This window comes from Echinicola rosea (assembly GCF_005281475.1).
Lineage (GTDB): Bacteria > Bacteroidota > Bacteroidia > Cytophagales > Cyclobacteriaceae > Echinicola > Echinicola rosea.
On sequence record NZ_CP040106.1, the window covers coordinates 4308428 to 4327325 of the forward strand.

General features: G+C 41.8%; 19 protein-coding genes and 2 tRNA genes. 5 read left to right on the plus strand and 16 right to left on the minus strand.

From position 1 onward, the window contains the following. The first annotated feature begins 12 nt into the window (after window positions 1-12). Window positions 13-85 (plus strand) — tRNA-Thr (locus FDP09_RS16845). Between the two features lie 1326 nt (window positions 86-1411). Here FDP09_RS16845 and FDP09_RS16850 read toward each other — a convergent pair. Further along, on the minus strand, window positions 1412-3289 hold the full coding sequence (locus FDP09_RS16850) for a DUF349 domain-containing protein (protein WP_137403780.1): 1878 nt from the start codon (window positions 3287-3289) through the stop codon (window positions 1412-1414). Window positions 3290-3344: 55 nt separating this feature from the next. Beyond that, window positions 3345-3914 carry a YqgE/AlgH family protein gene (locus FDP09_RS16855; protein ID WP_137403781.1) on the minus strand — a complete coding sequence of 190 codons (570 nt, stop codon included), beginning with the start codon at window positions 3912-3914 and terminating at the stop codon, window positions 3345-3347. A 96-nt stretch (window positions 3915-4010) separates the two neighbouring features. Here FDP09_RS16855 and pdxH point away from each other — a divergent pair, with 96 nt between their 5' ends. Beyond that, a complete protein-coding gene (gene pdxH / locus FDP09_RS16860; protein WP_137403782.1) occupies window positions 4011-4646 on the plus strand; it encodes a pyridoxamine 5'-phosphate oxidase in 636 nt (211 codons plus the stop codon). 169 nt (window positions 4647-4815) lie between these two features. Here pdxH and bshB1 read toward each other — a convergent pair whose 3' ends face one another. The 8 genes from bshB1 to FDP09_RS16900 all read right to left on the minus strand — a co-directional run bounded on the left by bshB1 (window position 4816) and on the right by FDP09_RS16900 (window position 13617). Next, entirely contained in the window at window positions 4816-5532 is a 717-nt protein-coding gene (bshB1, locus tag FDP09_RS16865) for a bacillithiol biosynthesis deacetylase BshB1 (RefSeq protein ID WP_137403783.1), read from the minus strand. A gap of 63 nt (window positions 5533-5595) precedes the next feature. Beyond that, on the minus strand, window positions 5596-6627 hold the full coding sequence (locus FDP09_RS16870) for a M23 family metallopeptidase (RefSeq protein WP_137403784.1): 1032 nt from the start codon (window positions 6625-6627) through the stop codon (window positions 5596-5598). A gap of 6 nt (window positions 6628-6633) precedes the next feature. Continuing rightward, a complete protein-coding gene (trxB, locus tag FDP09_RS16875; protein ID WP_137403785.1) occupies window positions 6634-7578 on the minus strand; it encodes a thioredoxin-disulfide reductase in 945 nt (314 codons plus the stop codon). Between the two features lie 193 nt (window positions 7579-7771). Next, on the minus strand, window positions 7772-8635 hold the full coding sequence (locus FDP09_RS16880) for a sigma-70 family RNA polymerase sigma factor (RefSeq protein ID WP_015267200.1): 864 nt from the start codon (window positions 8633-8635) through the stop codon (window positions 7772-7774). 83 nt (window positions 8636-8718) lie between these two features. After that, window positions 8719-10860, minus strand: a complete 2142-nt coding sequence (gene pnp / locus FDP09_RS16885) for a polyribonucleotide nucleotidyltransferase (protein ID WP_137403786.1) — start codon at window positions 10858-10860, stop codon at window positions 8719-8721. Window positions 10861-10969: 109 nt separating this feature from the next. Beyond that, window positions 10970-11245, minus strand: coding sequence for a 30S ribosomal protein S15 (gene rpsO / locus FDP09_RS16890; RefSeq protein WP_015267198.1), 276 nt, complete (start codon window positions 11243-11245; stop codon window positions 10970-10972). Window positions 11246-11328: 83 nt separating this feature from the next. After that, entirely contained in the window at window positions 11329-13137 is a 1809-nt protein-coding gene (locus FDP09_RS16895; protein ID WP_137403787.1) for an LptF/LptG family permease, read from the minus strand. Window positions 13138-13221: 84 nt separating this feature from the next. Continuing rightward, window positions 13222-13617 carry an START-like domain-containing protein gene (locus FDP09_RS16900; RefSeq protein WP_137403788.1) on the minus strand — a complete coding sequence of 132 codons (396 nt, stop codon included), beginning with the start codon at window positions 13615-13617 and terminating at the stop codon, window positions 13222-13224. A gap of 160 nt (window positions 13618-13777) precedes the next feature. On the opposite strand from FDP09_RS16900, the gene FDP09_RS16905 reads away from it, so the two are divergent. Together FDP09_RS16905 and FDP09_RS16910 are read left to right on the plus strand one after the other, a co-directional pair. Continuing rightward, window positions 13778-13851: transfer RNA gene (locus FDP09_RS16905), tRNA-Met, on the plus strand. A 122-nt stretch (window positions 13852-13973) separates the two neighbouring features. After that, on the plus strand, window positions 13974-14240 hold the full coding sequence (locus FDP09_RS16910) for a GIY-YIG nuclease family protein (protein ID WP_015267195.1): 267 nt from the start codon (window positions 13974-13976) through the stop codon (window positions 14238-14240). On the opposite strand, the gene FDP09_RS16915 is transcribed toward FDP09_RS16910, so the two are convergent. Then, complete coding sequence (locus FDP09_RS16915; protein ID WP_137403789.1) at window positions 14226-14420, minus strand: hypothetical protein; 195 nt, start codon at window positions 14418-14420, stop codon at window positions 14226-14228. The two genes, FDP09_RS16910 and FDP09_RS16915, sit on opposite strands and share 15 nt — an antisense overlap. On the opposite strand from FDP09_RS16915, the gene FDP09_RS16920 reads away from it, so the two are divergent. Beyond that, window positions 14419-14685 carry a GIY-YIG nuclease family protein gene (locus FDP09_RS16920; RefSeq protein ID WP_015267195.1) on the plus strand — a complete coding sequence of 89 codons (267 nt, stop codon included), beginning with the start codon at window positions 14419-14421 and terminating at the stop codon, window positions 14683-14685. The genes FDP09_RS16915 and FDP09_RS16920 overlap by 2 nt on opposite strands. Here the strand turns inward: FDP09_RS16920 and FDP09_RS16925 are convergent. From FDP09_RS16925 to thrS, 5 genes are all read right to left on the minus strand, one after another. Next, window positions 14671-14865, minus strand: coding sequence for a hypothetical protein (locus FDP09_RS16925; protein WP_137403790.1), 195 nt, complete (start codon window positions 14863-14865; stop codon window positions 14671-14673). The genes FDP09_RS16920 and FDP09_RS16925 overlap by 15 nt on opposite strands. 545 nt (window positions 14866-15410) lie before the next feature. Further along, window positions 15411-15755, minus strand: coding sequence for a 50S ribosomal protein L20 (gene rplT, locus FDP09_RS16930; protein WP_137403791.1), 345 nt, complete (start codon window positions 15753-15755; stop codon window positions 15411-15413). Between the two features lie 106 nt (window positions 15756-15861). Continuing rightward, window positions 15862-16056, minus strand: coding sequence for a 50S ribosomal protein L35 (gene rpmI / locus FDP09_RS16935; protein WP_137403792.1), 195 nt, complete (start codon window positions 16054-16056; stop codon window positions 15862-15864). A gap of 24 nt (window positions 16057-16080) precedes the next feature. Then, window positions 16081-16632 (minus strand): translation initiation factor IF-3, encoded by a 552-nt coding sequence (infC, locus tag FDP09_RS16940; protein ID WP_015267191.1) that lies wholly within the window; start codon window positions 16630-16632, stop codon window positions 16081-16083. Window positions 16633-16721: 89 nt separating this feature from the next. Then, the gene (thrS, locus tag FDP09_RS16945; protein WP_137403793.1) at window positions 16722-18671 is read right to left on the minus strand and encodes a threonine--tRNA ligase; all 1950 of its coding nucleotides are present in this window, start codon (window positions 18669-18671) and stop codon (window positions 16722-16724) included. Window positions 18672-18898 lie beyond the last annotated feature (227 nt).

Consider the following 18898-nt stretch of genomic DNA (forward strand, 5'->3'; position numbering starts at 1 on the left):
CAATTTTAAAACGCCTCCTTAGCTCAGCTGGTAGAGCAACTGACTTGTAATCAGTAGGTCGTTGGTTCGATCCCGACAGGAGGCTCAAAGGCAACCAAAATTTGGTTGCCTTTTTTTTATGGATTATACATTACCCCAATGGATTCTGGGGTCAAGATATATTTCTTTGGGCAATAAGTTGCTGTGTTTATCGGACTAGTGATCAGCCACTAAGGCTCTAAGTCACTAAGCAATCATAAATCCCTTCAATTCCAGCTTATAGCATCCACTTGGTGTATTGGAGACTAAGTATCATTTTTATTTATTCGTGGTCTTGTCATTTAGTAAACTTCCAGTCCACGACTTTGCCGCTTGATGTGGTGAGAATCAAGCAATTTATTGTGAGGAAATGAATTTTGACATGGTCTCATTGAGGAAAATTTAAGGCCGCTAAAACGATGGCCATCCTACATCCACACAAATGGGTTTTAGCAAGAGTTTGTGGGGAATAGGGAAAGAAATGTGGCTAAAACGGAAAACGTTGGATGGCCAATTTATCATGGCCTTCACCCAAGGTTATGAATGTGTCGCCCCCCTCTGGGCTAGCTTTCGAGTGTAAACTTTCAACGCAGTTCAAACATGCACTTGGTGCCTTCGGGACCTTTATGGCATTTTTTTAATGGTGGTTTTGCCATTAAGAAAGCTGGCAGTCCGCAACTTTTCCGTTTGATCAATAAGTTGCTGTGTTTATCGAACTAGTGATCAGCCACTAAGGCTCTAAGTCACTACGCAATCATAAATTCCTTCAATTCCAGCTTATAGCATCCACTTGGTCTATTGGAGACTAAGTATCATTTTTATTTATTCGTGGTCTTGTCATTTAGTAAACTTCCAGTCCACGACTTTGCCGCTTGATTGGGTGAGAATCAAGCAATTTTTTCTGAGGGAATGAATTTTGACATGGTCTCATTAAGGAAAATTTAAGGCCGCTAAAACGATGGCCATCCTACATCCACACAAATGGGTTTTAGCAAGAGTTTGTGGGGAATAGGGAAAGAAATGGGCTAAAACGGTAAGCGTTGGATGGCCAATTTACCATGGCCTTCACCCATGGTTATGAATGTGTTGCCCCCTCTGGGCTAGCCTTCGAGTGTAATCTTTCAACGCAGTTCAAACATGCACTTGGTGCCTTCGGGACCTTTATGGCATTTTTTTAACGGTGCTTTTGCCATTCAGAAAGCTGGCAGTCCACAACTATTCCGTTTGACCCTATAAAATCAGGAACTCACGCGAAGGGGATTTGCAATCCGAATAAAAACTAATACCTACTCTCCTCCAAACATTTGCTTGAGTGCAGTATTCCGTTTAGCCAAACAAAAAAAAAGAGGCTGATTTATACCAGCCTCTTTTTTATCGTTTCAGAAAATATCTCTTAAAATTCTCTCAGAATAGATAATTTTTTCTTGAGCTTATCGATTTCTTCTTCCGCTTTTTCAATTTTCTCATCAAATTGATTTTTCAACTTATCTGCTGTCTTGGAAGAAGCAAAAAACTCAAGGTTATTTTTCCAAAGTGTAATATTGTTTTCGAGGTCAGAAATCTGCTTCCGGATACCATGTTCCTTTTTATTAAAGACTCGATCACTGTTGGGATCACCTTGAATCTTGTTGAGGTTTAGCCTGAACAGGAACTCTTCCCTGTTTTCACCATCTGTATCCAGTTTTTCGACACAAGTCTCCACTGCTTCATTGAATTTAGCGGCTATTTCCTTGATGTTTTTGCGCGGAACAAAACCAATAGCATTATATTCTGCTACAAACTTCTCAAGATTTTCGACAGTAAATTCTTCACTCTCCGGCAGTGCCTTTATCTTTTCGCAGACAGCTTCCTTAAGCTCTAAATTTTTATCAAACTCTTTATTGATTTCTTTATTGGCCTCCCTCCTGTTGTCGAAAAACGTATCGCAAGCCGTCTTAAATCTTTTATAAAGATCATCCCTGACTTTTTCAGGTGTTGGACCAAGCTTTTTCCAATCCTGTTGGAGCTTGATAAGGGCATTGGAGGTATTCTGCCAATCCGTGCTGTCTTTGAGGGATTCTGCTACCTTTATGAGCTCCTCGGCTTTCTCTTTATTGATCCTTCTGATTTCATCAAGTTCTTTAAAGAAAAGGTTTTTATTATGGAAAAACTGCTTAAATGCGCCCCAAAAGCCTCTGTTTATCTCTCTTCCACATTCTCTTGGCACTGGACCAATGGCCTCCCACTCCTTTTGGATCGATAGAATTTCCTTGGTTTTTACATTCCATTCCTTAATACGATTGGCTTTGAAATCTTTAAAATCGTCAAGTTTATGGATCAGTTCCTCTTTCTTCGTTTGGTTTTCCTTGAATACTTCTTTCTGGCTTTCGTAATAGGCCTTTCTTTTTGCATAAATCGCATCTGAAGCAGCCTTAAACCGCTGCCATACCGTCTCCTGCTCTTCCCTCGGCACCGGACCTATATGTTTAAACTCCTCATGGAGTTCATTTAAGGCCCTGATCGCTGTCCGTAAATCTCCCTCACTATCCAGGGCTTCGGCTTTTTCGCACAACTCCAGCTTACCTTCCAGGTTCTTTTTCCGATCGAGCTCTTTTAACTCGAAATAAATACTCCTATTGTCATAAAAGCGATCCATTAATGCATTATAGGATGCCCAAAGGTTCTTGTTTTGTGCTCCAGGAACTGGACCGATATCTTTCCATTCCTGTTGTATTTCCTTGATGGTACTGATGCTATGTGTGGTTTCTTCACCATCTACTAGCTCTCTAAGCCTTTCGAGAATCTGGTTCTTAGCGTAAAGGTTTTTCTCCTTCTCTTCCTCTTGTTCTTTTATTTTTGAGCTCCGGCGGTTTTTAAACTCCCCATATAGCGCAAAAAACATCTTATCATCTTCACTTTGCTTATAGAAAAAGTCATCCTCGGCACCACCATCCCTAACGAAATCCTTTAGCGCTTCTTCTTTCTCTTTATTAAAGTGATCCTCTTCAAAATGGGCTTTGATATCATTGGCTACATGATCATCCTTTATATATCTGCCTTTTTCTATCAACTCCTTAAGTGCTGATAACAGCTGTTTCTTACTGAAACTACCGTAATCTACATGATGCTCCTCCTCATGATGATCGTCTTGATCATGATGGTCCTCCTCATGTTGCTCCTCGGTTTCTTGACTCGATTCACTTTTCGGTTCACTCTGATTACCCAAATCGGTATTTTCTACCGGTTGTTGGGTCACCTTGTTTTCTTCTGATATTTCCTTATCGTTCTCCATAATATCCTATGAGTACTTCTTTCCAAATATGCTATAAACAAAAGTAATAAATAATTTAATTTAATCTTGGGTCAATAGGATAATTTGCCAACACTTGGAAATCACCGCCCATATTCCTCAACGCCACCCGCCAAAGATCATCGGGTGCAGAACTGAATATAGCCTCTGCATCAATGTCTTCACATATTATCCAAGTCTTTTCGGCCAACTCTTCCTCCAGCTGACCACTGGACCATCCGGAATACCCAATGAAAAACCGAAAATGGTCTAAGTTTATTTGACCAGCTTTATATTTCATTATAAACTCTTCAAAATTCCCTCCCCAATACAAATCTTTGGTCAACTCTACACTACCCTCAATCACTGCATCTCCCCAATAAATAAAGTGAAGAGTGTTTTGCTCCACGGGACCGCCCACAAACACATCCATGTCCAAAAACTCAAGGTCATCAAGTAAGTCCTTAATCCTCAGAATAGAAAGTTTGTTCAACACAAGACCAAAAGATCCATTTTCATTGCATTCACATAACAATACAACAGACCTCACAAAATTCTCATCTTGCAAAAATGGCTCTGATATGAGCAACTGTCCAGACTTGGGGTTTATGTGCTTTTTTTCCTCCATTAAAATTTTCTTGGTATCCGACTTTTAATATAGGTCAAAATTTCATAAATGCAATTAGTAATAGTACTTTTATGATTATAATATTCTTATTTTATTATGGATTTAGCATCGATTAGAACCGAGTATTTACTTAAGTCTTTAGATGTCAATAAACTGGAGACATCCCCGCTGGATCAATTTCAGCTATGGTTTGATGAAGCGATAAATGCAAAAGTAAACGAACCCAACGCCATGAATTTGGCTACGGTAAATGCTGAAAACCGGCCAAGTGCCAGAGTGGTGCTGCTAAAGGGAATAGACACGGGCTTCGTTTTTTTTACGAACTATGCTAGCAATAAAGGACGTGAGTTGACCCAAAACAATGGGGCTGCATTGACCTTCTTTTGGCCTGAGCTACAGCGTCAGATACGAATAGAAGGGCTTGTAGAAAGAATCAGTGAAACGATGTCGGACGAATACTTCCTTTCTCGACCAAAAGGAAGCCAAATCGGAGCTTGGGCCTCTCCCCAAAGCCAACAGATTCCAGACCGGGATTTTTTAGCGTCGCAAGAAAAGAAAATGCTGGAACGATTTGCTCATGAACCGCTAAGTCGGCCACCTCACTGGGGCGGTTATCGTGTGGTTCCTGATCGAGTGGAATTTTGGCAAGGAAGGCAATCCCGCCTCCATGACCGAATTGTCTATACCCTTGATAGCGCAGAAAACTGGGTAAAAAACAGATTGGCACCCTAAGAACCTCAATTCGATTATAAAATCGTCACTGCGAGGCTTAGAGGGAGATTTGAGGGTTGGAAAAGGGTTCGCTATGACGCTTTTAATACTAAAATTAAGTCGAGCTCAGGTTAAGAGATTGTCCTCTCCTCTTGAATGCCAATCTAATGGTTTTTAAACCAACTTACGTTTATTTCAAGTCGAACAGGTTCTTGACCCCGATCGTTTTTTCTACGGTAAACCCTTCACCATATTTCACATTGATCATGTGGCCAAATTCCCGTGCGCGGGCTTCCACAAAATCAAAGTACTCTCTACTACTGATGAAGCTTTCTGGCTCGTCACTGTTGGGATCATAGAACTGTGATTTAAACGCCTTGATGCTCGCCAGCTTGTCTTCCCAGAAATCGGTAATATCTACTACAAAATCAGGCTTGATATAATTATTTTGAATGTAATGGTAAACATACTGTGGCCGCCAAGGCTCTTGGTTTTTACCATCAAGGGATGTTTCTACTTTTCGCAAGCCGCTGATAAAGCAGGCCTTGGAAGTCAATGCTCCTCCTTTACCATGATCAGGGTGACGATCGCTGATGGCATTGGCAAGTACAATGTCTGGCTGATATTTTCGGATCACCTTTACCACTTCCAAATGATGGGCTTCATCATCTTTGAAAAAGGCATCCCTAAAGCCGAGGTTTTCCCTAGCTGACAACTGTAATAACTCAGCGGCCTTGGTGGATTCTTCCAATCTGATTTCGGGTGTTCCTCGGGTTCCCATTTCTCCTTGGGTAAAATCCAAAACACCTACTTTATACCCGGCTTTGATATGGGCCGCAATGGTTCCTGAACAAGACAACTCTGCGTCATCTGGGTGAGCTGCTATCGCCAGTATATCTAATTTCATGCTTAATTTATAAGGTTTATCACTTGAAAACTGTATTGAAACACCAAAACCTATCCAAAAAGTTTACCTGATCCGCAATCTTTGTCCCACACGGAGTATAGACTTGGAAGAAATATTGTTTAACCGCGTAATACTCCGCACCGATGTCCGATAGCGATTGGCAATCACACTTAGGTTTTCACCACTCCTTACCCGGTGGTAAACAGCTTGTCGCATTTTAATAATGTGTTCAAAACTATTCGATGTCACGGTATAGACGGAGTTTTTAAGTCTTCCCACAGAAAAATCAAATAACTCGGTAGGATTGATGGACAAACCTTGATAACGCACCTCAAAGTGAAGGTGGGGTCCCGTACTCCTTCCCGTACTTCCACCATATGCAATCACCTCACCTGCCTTTACTTCTTGCCCTATTTCCACATTGTATTTGGACAAATGACCATATAGTGTCTCCAAGCCATTCTTATGCCGCACCACCACGTAATAGCCATAGCCATAGCGATCGTATGAACGCATCCTCACAATACCGTCAAACACACTGTAAACAGGATCTCCCCTGTTCAGGTCCAGGTCTGTGCCGTGATGCCAGCGATACCTTCTAAAACCAAATTCAGAATTGATCTTCGTCTCTTTTAACGGACTGCTCCAATTGGTGCCGTGAAATGGATCAAAAAGCTTGATCAACACCGTATCCTTGAATCCCTTCGGATCAAATCCATAACTGTCTATTCGCTGGCTGTCCCAAGAAGAATAGTATTCGTAGGCTGTGATCCAAATACTGTCGATCTGTATTTTTTCCGATACTTGGGCGAGTTGGTGCGTCGGCGCCCATATCAAGGTAAGCGTATCTTCACTCACAGCCGATAGCCTTCGGCGAAGGTCCACTCGGTCTTGGTATATCAGGGAATCTGTCCCCTTACGTAAATTATAGAGGTATTCCTCTACATCAAAAGTCTGTAAATTACGGGCATCTGGCACCTTGACTGGAGGTGTCTTGTCCTTTTTGATGATTTTGGGGAAAATCTGTGCGCAAGCTTCTGAGAAGCCCACGCACAGGTTTAATGTCACTATTAAAATGATTATTCTGATGCCCATTATGCTCTATGCCAACTCTTTTTCTGCGAGAAAACGCTCCGCATCCAGTGCTGACATGCATCCTGTACCTGCAGCGGTTACGGCTTGTCGATAAACATGATCTTGGGCATCTCCACAGGCAAAAACGCCTTCTATATTTGTTTTGGTACTACCAGGCAAAGTATTGATATACCCGGCTTCATTCATATCCAAGTAATCCTTGAAAATATCGGTATTCGGTTTATGGCCGATGGCCACAAAAAAACCTGTCACATCCAATTCTTGCTCTTCACCAGTTTGGTTATTCTTTACGCGAACTCCCGTCACTTCTTCTTCTCCCAAAATTTCCTCTGTTTCGGTATTCCAAAGGATTTCAATTTTCGGATTGGAGGTTACCCGCTTCTGCATTATTTGTGAAGCCCTCATTTCATCCCTACGAACGAGCATGTAAACTTTTTCACAAATATTGGCCAAATAAGAAGCCTCTTCACAGGCGGTATCTCCTGCACCGACAATGGCCACCTTTTGGTTACGGAAGAAAAAACCGTCGCAAACAGCACAAGCAGATACTCCCTTGCCGTTCAGCTTGGTTTCACTTTCAAGTCCCAGCCATTTAGCCGACGCACCGGTAGATATGATCACTGTATCCGCCAAAATCTCATCTTTATCGTCCACAATTACTTTATGAGGACGCGTGGAAAAGTCCACTGCAGTCACCAAGCCGTAACGTACATCAGTGCCGAATCGCTCAGCTTGCTTTTTGAAATCTTCCATCATCTGAGGGCCCATTACACCATCTGGATAACCTGGGTAATTTTCCACGTCATTAGTGATGGTCAGCTGGCCACCTGGCTGGCCACCTGTGTAAAGTACTGGGCTCAGCCCAGCTCTAGAGGCGTATATGGCTGCTGTATATCCAGCAGGACCAGATCCTACAATTAGAACTTTGATTTTTTCTGCTTCTTTATTCATTGACCAATGGTTTTTTGGTTGGCAAATTTTAGAATTTTAATGTTTTTAACAAAGCTTCGTCATGTTAAAATTCCCTAAAAGGGAAATAAAATGACTGCAAGGAATTACCACGATGCTTGGGTGACTGGAGGTGGGCAGTATGATGCACAAAAAAAAAGGGGCTTTTGCCCCTTTTTGTTATGCTTGTTGTTTTCTATCCCAAATAAGGTTTCAACGTCTTGCTTCTTGAAGTATGCCTCAACCTTCGGATAGCTTTTTCCTTTATCTGACGTACACGCTCCCTGGTAAGGTTAAATTTCTCACCGATTTCTTCTAGGGTCATCGCATGTTCTCCGTTGAGTCCAAAGTATAGTGTGATCACATCGGCTTCTCTTTGGGTAAGGGTAGAGAGTGCACGCTGTACTTCTTTCCTCAAGGAATCGTTCATCAAGCCATCATCCGGCTTCTCCTCTCCGTCATTTTCCAACACGTCCAACAAACTGTTTTCCTCTCCTTGCACAAAAGGAGCATCCATGGAGACATGTCGGCCGGAAATTTTCATTGTATCCACTACTTCACCGGCAGTCACCTCCAGTACTTCGGCCAATTCCTCCGGCGATGGTTCCCGCTCGAAGCGCTGTTCCAGTTCACTGAAAGTCTTGCTGATCTTGTTGAGGGATCCCACACGGTTAAGTGGAAGCCTTACAATTCTGGATTGTTCCGCCAATGCTTGCAAAATGGACTGTCGAATCCACCATACGGCGTAAGAGATAAATTTAAAGCCCCTGGTCTCATCAAAACGCTGTGCCGCCTTGATAAGTCCCAAGTTTCCTTCATTGATTAGATCACCTAATGACAAACCTTGGTTTTGATATTGCTTGGCCACAGATACCACAAACCTCAAGTTTGCTTTTGTTAATTTCTCAAGAGCAAGCTGATCACCTTCACGGATTCTCTTGGCAAGTACCACTTCTTCATCTGCTGTAAGAAGATCTACTTTACCAATCTCTTGTAGATATTTATCGAGAGATTGACTCTCTCGGTTTGTGATCTGTTTGCTAATTTTAAGCTGCCTCATTCAGGAATTTCTTTTTTTGTTAGGACTTACTTATAACAGATTTTTATCTTAAATAAGTTCAATTTAACAATTGACTTGATAATTTAATCTTTTTTTCCAGAATTTTCTGGTTTTGGCAATAAAGCCTTTCTGGATAATTTAAATTTACCAGTCTTTTTATCGACATCGATAAGCTTCACCATAATTTCTTCGCCTGGCTCTAGCACACCATCCATGTTTTCAAGTCTTTCCCACTTGATTTCAGAAATGTGCAACAGCCCATCTTTACCTGGCATGAATTCTATAAACGCACCAAACGGCATAATGTTTTTCACCTTACCGGTATAAGTCTCGCCTATTTCAGGTTGTGCCACGATCGCCTTGATACGACTGATAGCGCTGTCCATGGACTCTTGGTTGTTGGAGAATATGTTGATCTTACCTGAATTGTCCACTTCTTCGATGACAATCGTCGCTCCTGTGTCTTTTTGGATTTCCTGGATCACTTTCCCACCTGGGCCGATCACCGCACCGATCAATTCCTTAGGAATGGTCATATTGTAAGACCTTGGTGTATGTGGCTTCAGATCAGGTTTAGGAGCAGCAAGGGTTTTGCTGATTTCTTCCAAAATGTACAGCCTACCATCTTTCGCTTGGTACAAAGCTTCCTTAAGAACATTGTAATCCAGTCCTTCCACCTTAAGGTCCATCTGGCATGCCGTGATACCTTTTTCGGTACCGGTCACTTTAAAGTCCATATCTCCCAGGTGATCTTCATCGCCAAGGATATCGGACAGAATCGCGTATTTTCCTGTCTCCGCATCAGAAATCATCCCCATCGCGATCCCTGTTACAGGAGCTTTGATCGGAATTCCGGCATCCATCATGGCAAGTGAGCCTGCGCACACAGTGGCCATTGAAGAGGAACCGTTTGATTCCAATATATCTGATACGACACGAATGGTATAGGGGTTTTGGTCTTCACCAGGAAGCACTTTTTTCAGGGCTCTCATGGCTAAGTTTCCATGCCCCACTTCTCTCCTTCCAGGACCTCTGTTAGGCCTTACCTCTCCGGTAGAAAATGCGGGGAAATTATAGTGAAGGAAGAATTTATTGTAACCAGAGATCACAGCCCCGTCCACCATCTGCTCATCAAGCTTGGTACCTAGTGTACAGGTAGTTACGGACTGGGTTTCTCCCCTGGTAAATACAGCAGATCCATGCGCTGAAGGCAGGTAATCTACCACAGACCAAATCGGTCTAACTTCATCAAGCTTTCTCCCATCCAAACGCTTCTTCTCATCCAATGTGAGGTTTCGGGCAGCTTCTTTATGGATTTTCTTAAAATATGGTCCAATAAGATCTTCTTCGTATTCATGCTCTTCGCCCAAGCTTTCGACAAAAGCTTCTTTGATCGCATCTATGGCCTCGCTTCTTTCTGATTTGTTGGGAACTTGCTTTCTAACTGCTTCATAGCACTTGTCGTAAAGAGCTGCTCTCATTTTTTCAAAAAGTGCCTTGTCTTCTTTTTCGTGACAGTATTCACGCTTTTGCTCTTTACCAACAAGTTTGGTAAGCTCATTTTGCACTTGGCAGTGCTTCTTGATTTCTTCATGTGCAAACTGCATCGCCTCTACCATCTCATCTTCTGAGATTTCGTCGGCTTCACCTTCCACCATTAGGATATAGTCCAAGGAACCGGCCACGATAAATTCCAGAGAGGCATTCTCTAGTGCAGCTGGCGATGGATTGATGACCAATTTTCCTTCGATCTTCGCTACCCTAACTTCAGAAATAGGGCCATTGAACGGGATATCCGAAACGGCCAAAGCAGCAGAAGCTGCAAGCCCTGCCAAACAATCCGGAAGTACTTCTGTGTCTGATGACATCAGAGTGATCATGATCTGGGTGTCAGCATGATAATCATCTGGGAATATCGGCCGAATAGCCCTGTCCACGATACGGCTGATCAGGATCTCATAATCGGAAAGTCTTCCTTCACGTTTTAAAAATCCCCCGGGAATTTTTCCTGATGCCGCAAATTTTTCTTGGTAGTCAACTGACATCGGGAGGAAATCCACCCCTTCACCAGCTTCTTTCTTTGAAACAACGGTCGCCAATAGCATTGCATTGCCCATTTTTACAACGACGGATCCGTCTGCTTGCTTGGCCAATGCACCGGTTTCAATAATGATTTCTCTACCATCCTCAAGGGTGATAGTTTTTGAAATTACATTTGGTAACATACGTTCTCTTTAAGAATAAATCTTTTGATAAGTTATAAAAGTAAGGTTTAAATAAAGGGGGAAATCAAAAAAAAGTAAGGTTCCTAATTAAAGGAACCTCACGTTAAGCTTATTTACGTAATCCTAAGTCAGCGATGATCGCCCTGTATCTTTCAATGTCATTCTTGTAAAGATAATTCAATAGGGATCTGCGCTTACCTACTAGTTTCAAAAGACCCAATCTTGTAGAGTGATCTTTTTTGTTGCTCTTTAGGTGATCGGTCAGGTGTTTGATTCTGTAAGTGAATAGCGCAATCTGAGACTCAGGAGATCCTGTGTCTTTCTCAGATTTTAACCGACCATGATTCTTGAACAGCTCTTCTTTTTTCTCTGTAGTTAAATACATGCTTAGCTAAAATTAGTTATATTTATGAATATTTAAAGCAGCTACAAAGATAGAAGGATTATTTTTAATAGTAAAATCCCTCATCACTTTTTACGTGATTTTATGTTAAAACGACGCTTTATACGCTCTAAAAAAGCATAATAGACATCGGATTCGAATATCCGCGCATCTTTTCGCGCTTGGCGCAAAAAGAAAAAGCCAATGGGCAATAGGGTCAGGTTAGAAAACCATGTTCCAAACAGCGGATTGGTGATTCCCTCTTTGGCCCATTTTTCTCCTGTCATAGTCAAAATATAAAAAATGATAAAGAAAATGATTGAAACCAAAACGGGCATTCCCAGTCCACCTTTCTTAATGATAGCCCCTAGTGGAGCCCCAATCATAAACATCACAATACAAGCGAATGCCTGAGTGTATTTTTGATACCAAGAAACTTGGAACCTTCTCTTCTCCCGGGAAAGGTTTTCTACATTTCCTTGGTTGCTGCTAAAGTTATTTTTAAGTGTCCTCGCACTTTGCAAACCGATGGTAGCCGCCCTGTTCATATAGTTCCCTGCTACCAGTACGGAATCGATTTTGGCTATTTGTATATCCGTAAACTTCTTATAGGCCGTTTTAATAGCTTCGTCCCGCTCCTTCTTTTCTGCAATCAGCTTTGCTGCTTCTTTTTTGGCAGTACTGTCTATCTGAGGTGCTTGCTCGGATGTTCGTTGTTCTTCAGCAACTGATCTTTCGGGCATTTCCTGATAGGCATTGCCCACATCTATAGTATCCTCTACACCTATATCCTCCGCATCATTGACCGTCATCTCCCGCTCATCTGGATTACGCTCATCCTCTTGACCATTTTCTGCTTCGGGCGAGGACGACAGCCGGGACAATCCTCCCCTCTCCCGTTCACGCGCTCTTTTTTCCTCCCACTGAACGGTTTTCAGGGAGTCCACTATCGCCTTTTTTTCCTGAATATCCTCCGGTACTCCGATTTCCCTTTGCTTCGTGAAAAATGAATAGGCTGACTTTAGCTGCGCATAGTTGTAATATTGATAATTTACCAACTGATTGGACATGCTGTCCACGTCCATTTTGATCTCGCTGATGTTCTTGATAGACCTGTTTGAGCTCCATAGTTTTTCAGGGGTCCTGTTCATCTCAAAAGCATCAAGGCTAAAGACAATTTCATTGACATCAAACTTTGTCCTGGTAAACGGTGCAGGCTTGCCCCGGATGCCCCTCCTTGGATTTTCTTCATTATAATTATACCCATTGTAAAGGGTAAGCTTCATATACCGGTCATTAAAAAACGGCTCCATCCTGCCCGAATCAGCAAGAATGAGGGAATTGTTTCCACTATTTGCAGTATGATCATAAATAATGACATCCCGTAGTCTTACGTCATCGATTTTTTCATTTACCTTGATACTATAGCCTGGCATTCCATTGTAAAAGACGCCTTCCTTGATGTCCAAGGCTGGTGATTTCATCCTGATGTCGTAGAGTAAGCTAAAGGTTTTTAAGTTTACTTTGGGCACCAAATAGTTGTTCGAATAGAATGCGCCGAAAGAAAGTACTAGGACAAACACACCAATGGGCAATAAGGCCCTCAAAAGCGATATTCCGCTGCTTTTTATGGCCGTCAACTCAAAGTGCTCTCCCAGGTTGCCAAAAGTCATCAACGCAGAAAGCAAAACGGCCAAGGGCAATGCCATTGGAGATATGGAAATGACAAAATAACTGATCAACTCCATATATACCCCGAACCCCAATCCTTTACCAAAGATCTCGTCGAAATATTTGAGCATGTTGACCGTCAGCAGAATAAAATCTACTACAATGAATGTTAATAAAAATGGGCCAATAAAAGACCCTAAAATCAATTTATCTAATTTTTTCATGAGGCGTATAAACCACCAATATTCACGTAATATGAAACCACTAAGTTCATCATATTAAATGAAAAATGATAATGATCGCTCCAATTATCCACCGATAATTTCCTTAAGGGTCATGATGAGTCCCTCCCAAATTTTTTCCTGCTCATCATCATCGTACCCATCGCTATAATCGATCACTTTCAAAAACAGGGTTTGGGTAAGCTCATTCTCCTCAAGCCTGAATTCGACAAAGGAATGGTCTTCTTCTTCCGGCATATTAGGATCGAAGAATTCAAACTTGACCGAATGATTGGTCCTGATGGCTATGATCCTTGCATAATGATCCACACCATCATACTCGATATGGAAATTCTTATCCTGGTCGATGCTAACATCATCAGCAAACCACTCCGAAAGCCCGCTTGCGGTACTTATATAAGGGAAAATTATTTTTTTTGAAGCATTTATCTGATAGTCAGCTACAAACTTATTCTTAACCATAACTTTACAATTTAATTCTATAAAAAGTTAACTTTTTTCATCCTTAACACTTGCATTTAAGCATATAACCCTACATATTTGCATTCCCATTCAGCAAGGGGATAGCCCTTAACCACGGCTTTCCATTACTTGTTTGAAGACAACTCATTAAGAGTTTTATGGCGAGGTAGCTCAGTTGGTTAGAGCGCAGGATTCATAACCCTGAGGTCACGGGTTCAACTCCCGTCCTCGCTACAAAATGTGCAGGATTCCTATCCACCGCGAATGTATCAGATGATACCGCCGCACCAAACTCATGCAAGGCTACCATTTTGGGAGCCTTTTTTCTTTTGTTCTTCTTTTTTATCTTTTCTGACATGACTCCGCTTTTTTCAGTTTACGTTTTATTCTCTCCCTCCTATGGGAAAACCTATACCGGAATGACTTCCGACTTGATCAATCGCTTCCATTCGCATAATTCCTTTGCCAAAAAAGGGTTTACCGTCAAGTACAGGCCCTGGATAATGATCCATGTGGAATACTTCCACCATAAATCCAATGCATTGCGTCGTGAAAAGGAACTTAAATCCGGCAAAGGCAGGGAATGGATTAAACAACACATCCTACCATTATACACGAATTAACGCTGCAGGATTCATATCCGCCGCGGCGGACACGGGTTCAACTCCCGTCCTCGCTACAAAATGTGCAGGATTCCTATACACCGCGAATGTATCAGATGATACCGCCGCACCAAACTCATGCAAGGCTACCATTTTGGGAGCCTTTTTTCTTTTGTTCTTCTTTTTTATCTTTTCTGACATGACTCCGCTTTTTTCAGTTTACGTTTTATTCTCTCCCTCCTATGGGAAAACCTATACCGGAATGACTTCCGACTTGATCAATCGCTTCCATTCGCATAATTCCTTTGCCAAAAAAGGGTTTACCGTCAAGTACAGGCCCTGGATAATGATCCATGTGGAATACTTCCACCATAAATCCAATGCATTGCGTCGTGAAAAGGAACTTAAATCCGGCAAAGGCAGGGAATGGATTAAACAACACATCCTACCATTATACACGAATTAACGCTGCAGGATTCATATCCGCCGCGGCGGACACGGGTTCAACTCCCGTCCTCGCTACAAAATGTGCAGGATTCCTATCCACCGCGAATGTATCAGATGATACCGCCGCACCAAACTCATGCAAGGCTACCATTTTGGGAGCCTTTTTTCTTTTGTACATCTTGTTATCGTTTATTGGCATGGTGCAATTGGTTACATTTTACTGGATCAAGCCATAATTCTGGGGAGCGATGAATTTCTTTATTTATCGGGAAATTGATACGTCAACAAAGCTCACAGGTGCAAAGCAATTATAAATTCCTTTCAGTGCAGATTCAACATGCACGGGTGCCTTTGGGACTTAATGGTATTTTTATTCATCCATGGTTTTACCATAAGGAAAATTCGCTGTCCCCAACGTTCAGGTCCCAATTCATACGCTAAAATATGATTGTTCAAACAACACAAAACAATAAGCTTTATCTTACAGTACTGGCCAGCTACTGGTGATTAAATGATGCTTACCTTCTATCAATCCCATAAAAATGGAACTGTACCTAAAGCTTTATCTTACAGTGTGTTTCGCCTTATTCACCTCTCAAATAAGCGAAACTGACGATTATTTTATTTTCTGTTGCTTGTAATATAGTGAAATTTAGCATATCACCATGCCTCATCAAAAAAATATTGAACAAACAAAAAGCCCCTCGATCGAGGGGCTTTGGTGTAATGTAAGTTAAGTGCTCCTTACTTTACTTTTTCAACTACAGCTTTAAATGCCTCAGGATGGTTCATCGCAAGGTCGGCCAATACTTTTCTGTTTAGCTCAACTTCTGCTTTTTTCAACATCCCCATTAATTGTGAATAAGAAATGCCATGTTCTCTGGCACCGGCATTGATACGCTGGATCCAAAGCTTTCTGAATTCTCTCTTCTTAGCTTTTCTATCCCTGTACGCGTACTGTAAACCTTTTTCGTATTTGTTTTTCGCTACTGTCCATACGTTGCTACCTCTTCCGAAATAACCCCTAGTAGCTTTTAATACTTTCTTTCTTCTTGCTCTTGACGCTACTGCGTTTACTGATCTTGGCATAATTTGATGATTTTTTGACTCTTGGTGGCATTAGAATTTCTTCTTCCGCACTTTTTAAAGACCAAGTATCTGGTGAATAAATAACCTTAATTTAATTTGTCGAAAATTAGATTCTCAACATGTCTTTTACTCTGTTCACATCTGACTCATGAACCTCGCCCATTTTAGTAAGATTTCTCTTTCTTTTGGTCGCTTTCTTGGTTAGGATGTGGCTTTTGTAAGCATGCTTCCTTCTGATTTTCCCTGATCCAGTTAATTTGAATCGTTTTTTTGCACTTGATTTAGTTTTTACTTTAGGCATAACACTGTATTATATTTGTTGAAATTATTTCTTACTTGCTTTGGGAGCAACAAACATATTCATCCGTTTACCTTCCATTTTGGGCAGCTGTTCTACCTGTCCATATTCCTCCAGTGACTGTGCAAACTTCAATAACAGCATCTCTCCCCTTTCCTTAAAGACAATCGAACGGCCCACAAAGTGTACATATGCCTTAACTTTGGCCCCATCTTTCAGGAAGTTGATCGCATGTTTTAATTTAAAGTCAAAATCGTGGTCGTCCGTATTGGGACCAAACCTGATTTCTTTCAGAACAGTCTTGGCAGCATTGGCTTTGATTTCCTTCTGCTTTTTCTTCTGCTCGTATTTAAATTTTGCATAATCGATCACCTTACATACAGGTGGATTAGCGTTTGGAGAAATTTCGACGAGATCCAGATCTTGCTGCTGGGCTATCTTGATAGCTTCATCTGTAGACATGACTACGTTGCCCCCTTCTACAAAATCCCCTACTACCCTAACCTCTCTGGCGCGGATCTTTTGGTTTACTTTATATGGTTCTTCTCGTCTCGGTTTAAACGGTTTTCTTCCTCTCAAAATAGTTATGGTTGATTGAATGAATTTGACTGCAAATATCGGATATTTTTTTAATTATTAAAATACCGATTCTTTTTTAGCTTTTATTTTTATTTACTCAGCGATTCCGAAATAATATTTTTGAAGTACTTCACGAAATCTGCTGGTGTAAAACTTCCCAAATCTCCTTCACCATGCTTACGTACGGATACTTTGCCTTCTTCTTCCTCTTTTTCACCTACTATGAGCATAAAAGGCACTTTTTTCACTTCCGAGTCTCTTATTTTTCTACCGATTTTCTCGTCTCGGTTGTCTATCGAACCAGCTATGTCGTTCTCATCCAATAGCGCACGAACGGTATTGGCATAGTCAATGAATTTTTCGGAAATTGGCAAAATATTTATTTGCTCCGGTGAAAGCCAAAGCGGGAAATTACCTGCACAGTGCTCGATAAGCACCGCAACAAATCGTTCCAATGATCCAAAAGGTGCCCTGTGAATCATCACTGGACGATGCTTCTGGTTATCCGATCCCACATATTCCAATTGGAAACGGTCAGGCAATTGGTAGTCCACCTGGATCGTTCCCAGCTGCCAACTTCTGCCAAGCGCATCTTTGACCATAAAGTCAAGCTTAGGCCCGTAGAAGGCTGCCTCACCCAGTTCAGTTACTGTCTCCAGTCCTTTTTCCTGAGCAGCTTCAACAATCGCTGCCTCAGCTTTGTTCCATGCATCATCGCCTCCAATGTATTTTTCCTTTTTTTCCGGATCCCTCAGGGAAATCTGTGCGGTGTAATCATCAAAACCCAATGCCTTAAACACATAAAGCACCAAGTCGATTACTTTGATAAACTCCTCTTTCACCTGATCGGGACGGCAGAAAATGTGCGCATCATCCTGTGTAAAGCCCCTTACCCTGGTCAAGCCGTGCAATTCACCACTTTGCTCATACCGATATACCGTACCAAATTCAGCATAACGAATCGGAAGATCCTTGTATGAACGGGGCTTGTGCTTATAGATTTCACAATGGTGAGGACAATTCATGGGCTTCAGCAAAAACTCCTCTCCATCATGCGGAGTGGCGATCGGCTGAAACGAGTCTTTTCCATATTTCTCATAATGGCCTGATGTTTCATAAAGAGCTTTATGGCCAATATGTGGAGTTACCACTTGTTGGTAACCTGATTTATCTTGTGCTTTCTTCAAAAAGCTTACCAATCTCTCTCGCAACAAAGTTCCTTTCGGCAACCATAGTGGCAATCCCATCCCCACTTTTTCGGAAAAGGTAAACAGCTCCAGTTCACGGCCCAGTTTTCTGTGATCACGTTTTTTGGCTTCCTCGACCATGGCCAGGTATTCTTTCAGCTCCTTGGCTTTAGGAAATGACACCCCATAAATACGGGTAAGCATCTTATTGTTTTCATCACCCCGCCAATAGGCACCCGCAATGTTCATCAGCTTTACGGCTTTGATAAACCCGGTATTGGGCACGTGTGGCCCTCGACAAAGGTCCACGAAGTTACCTTGCTCATAAAAGGTGATCTTGCCATCTTCCAGGCCATCGATCAGATCAAGCTTATATTCGTCGCCTTTTTCCTTAAAATAGGCGACAGCATCTTGCTTGGAAATTTCCTTTCGGATGTATTCATTTTTTTGCTTGGCCAGCTCTGCCATCTTTTTCTCAATGGCCTCTAGCTCACTGCCATCGATCTGCCTTTCGCCAAAATCCACATCATAATAGAATCCGGTGTCTATGGACGGACCGATACCGAATTTGACTCCTGGATAAAGTGCCTCCAATGCCTCTGCCAATAGGTGGGCAGACGAATGCCAGAAAGTAGATTTTCCATCTTTGTCATTCCAGGTTAATAATTGCACCGCTGCATCTTCGGAAATAGGACGCGTAGCATCCCAAACTTCTCCATTTACTTTGGCCGCCAGGACATTCCGTGCCAATCCCTCACTGATACTAAGCGCGATTTGTAAGCCGGAAGTGCCTTTTTCGTACTGCCTTACTGACCCATCAGGCAGTGTAATGTTAATCAAGTTGTCAGACATTTAAAATTCTTAATACTAATATGAAACAAAGCACCTTTACAAACAGGTGCATTAAGAATGCAAATATGCAAATTCAGATACGTAATTGAAAAAAATTGTCCTTACAATATGGTAGCACGGAAAATAAAAACGGTTCTAATGGATTTACTAAGTGTAACTTTACGTTGCTCTTGTCAAATTTTAGCTTGCCTTTCATCCATTGCCTTGTTATTTTTTTCCTTCAGGTG

Bases quoted from the DNA above. Each gene is read 5' to 3' on its own strand.
- FDP09_RS16925 (WP_137403790.1), bottom strand. From the start codon at position 14,865: ATGCCAATAAACGATAACAAGATGTACAAAAGAAAAAAGGCTCCCAAA.
- FDP09_RS16900 (WP_137403788.1), bottom strand. From the start codon at position 13,617: ATGGTTAAGAATAAGTTTGTAGCTGACTATCAGATAAATGCTTCAAAA.
- trxB (WP_137403785.1), bottom strand. From the start codon at position 7,578: ATGAATAAAGAAGCAGAAAAAATCAAAGTTCTAATTGTAGGATCTGGT.
- rpmI (WP_137403792.1), bottom strand. From the start codon at position 16,056: ATGCCTAAAGTAAAAACTAAATCAAGTGCAAAAAAACGATTCAAATTA.
- thrS (WP_137403793.1), bottom strand. From the start codon at position 18,671: ATGTCTGACAACTTGATTAACATTACACTGCCTGATGGGTCAGTAAGG.
- FDP09_RS16910 (WP_015267195.1), top strand. From the start codon at position 13,974: ATGACTCCGCTTTTTTCAGTTTACGTTTTATTCTCTCCCTCCTATGGG.
- FDP09_RS16870 (WP_137403784.1), bottom strand. From the start codon at position 6,627: ATGGGCATCAGAATAATCATTTTAATAGTGACATTAAACCTGTGCGTG.
- pnp (WP_137403786.1), bottom strand. From the start codon at position 10,860: ATGTTACCAAATGTAATTTCAAAAACTATCACCCTTGAGGATGGTAGA.
- rpsO (WP_015267198.1), bottom strand. From the start codon at position 11,245: ATGTATTTAACTACAGAGAAAAAAGAAGAGCTGTTCAAGAATCATGGT.
- FDP09_RS16880 (WP_015267200.1), bottom strand. From the start codon at position 8,635: ATGAGGCAGCTTAAAATTAGCAAACAGATCACAAACCGAGAGAGTCAA.
- bshB1 (WP_137403783.1), bottom strand. From the start codon at position 5,532: ATGAAATTAGATATACTGGCGATAGCAGCTCACCCAGATGACGCAGAG.
- FDP09_RS16855 (WP_137403781.1), bottom strand. From the start codon at position 3,914: ATGGAGGAAAAAAAGCACATAAACCCCAAGTCTGGACAGTTGCTCATA.
- FDP09_RS16920 (WP_015267195.1), top strand. From the start codon at position 14,419: ATGACTCCGCTTTTTTCAGTTTACGTTTTATTCTCTCCCTCCTATGGG.
- FDP09_RS16915 (WP_137403789.1), bottom strand. From the start codon at position 14,420: ATGTCAGAAAAGATAAAAAAGAAGAACAAAAGAAAAAAGGCTCCCAAA.
- rplT (WP_137403791.1), bottom strand. From the start codon at position 15,755: ATGCCAAGATCAGTAAACGCAGTAGCGTCAAGAGCAAGAAGAAAGAAA.
- FDP09_RS16895 (WP_137403787.1), bottom strand. From the start codon at position 13,137: ATGAAAAAATTAGATAAATTGATTTTAGGGTCTTTTATTGGCCCATTT.
- pdxH (WP_137403782.1), top strand. From the start codon at position 4,011: ATGGATTTAGCATCGATTAGAACCGAGTATTTACTTAAGTCTTTAGAT.
- FDP09_RS16850 (WP_137403780.1), bottom strand. From the start codon at position 3,289: ATGGAGAACGATAAGGAAATATCAGAAGAAAACAAGGTGACCCAACAA.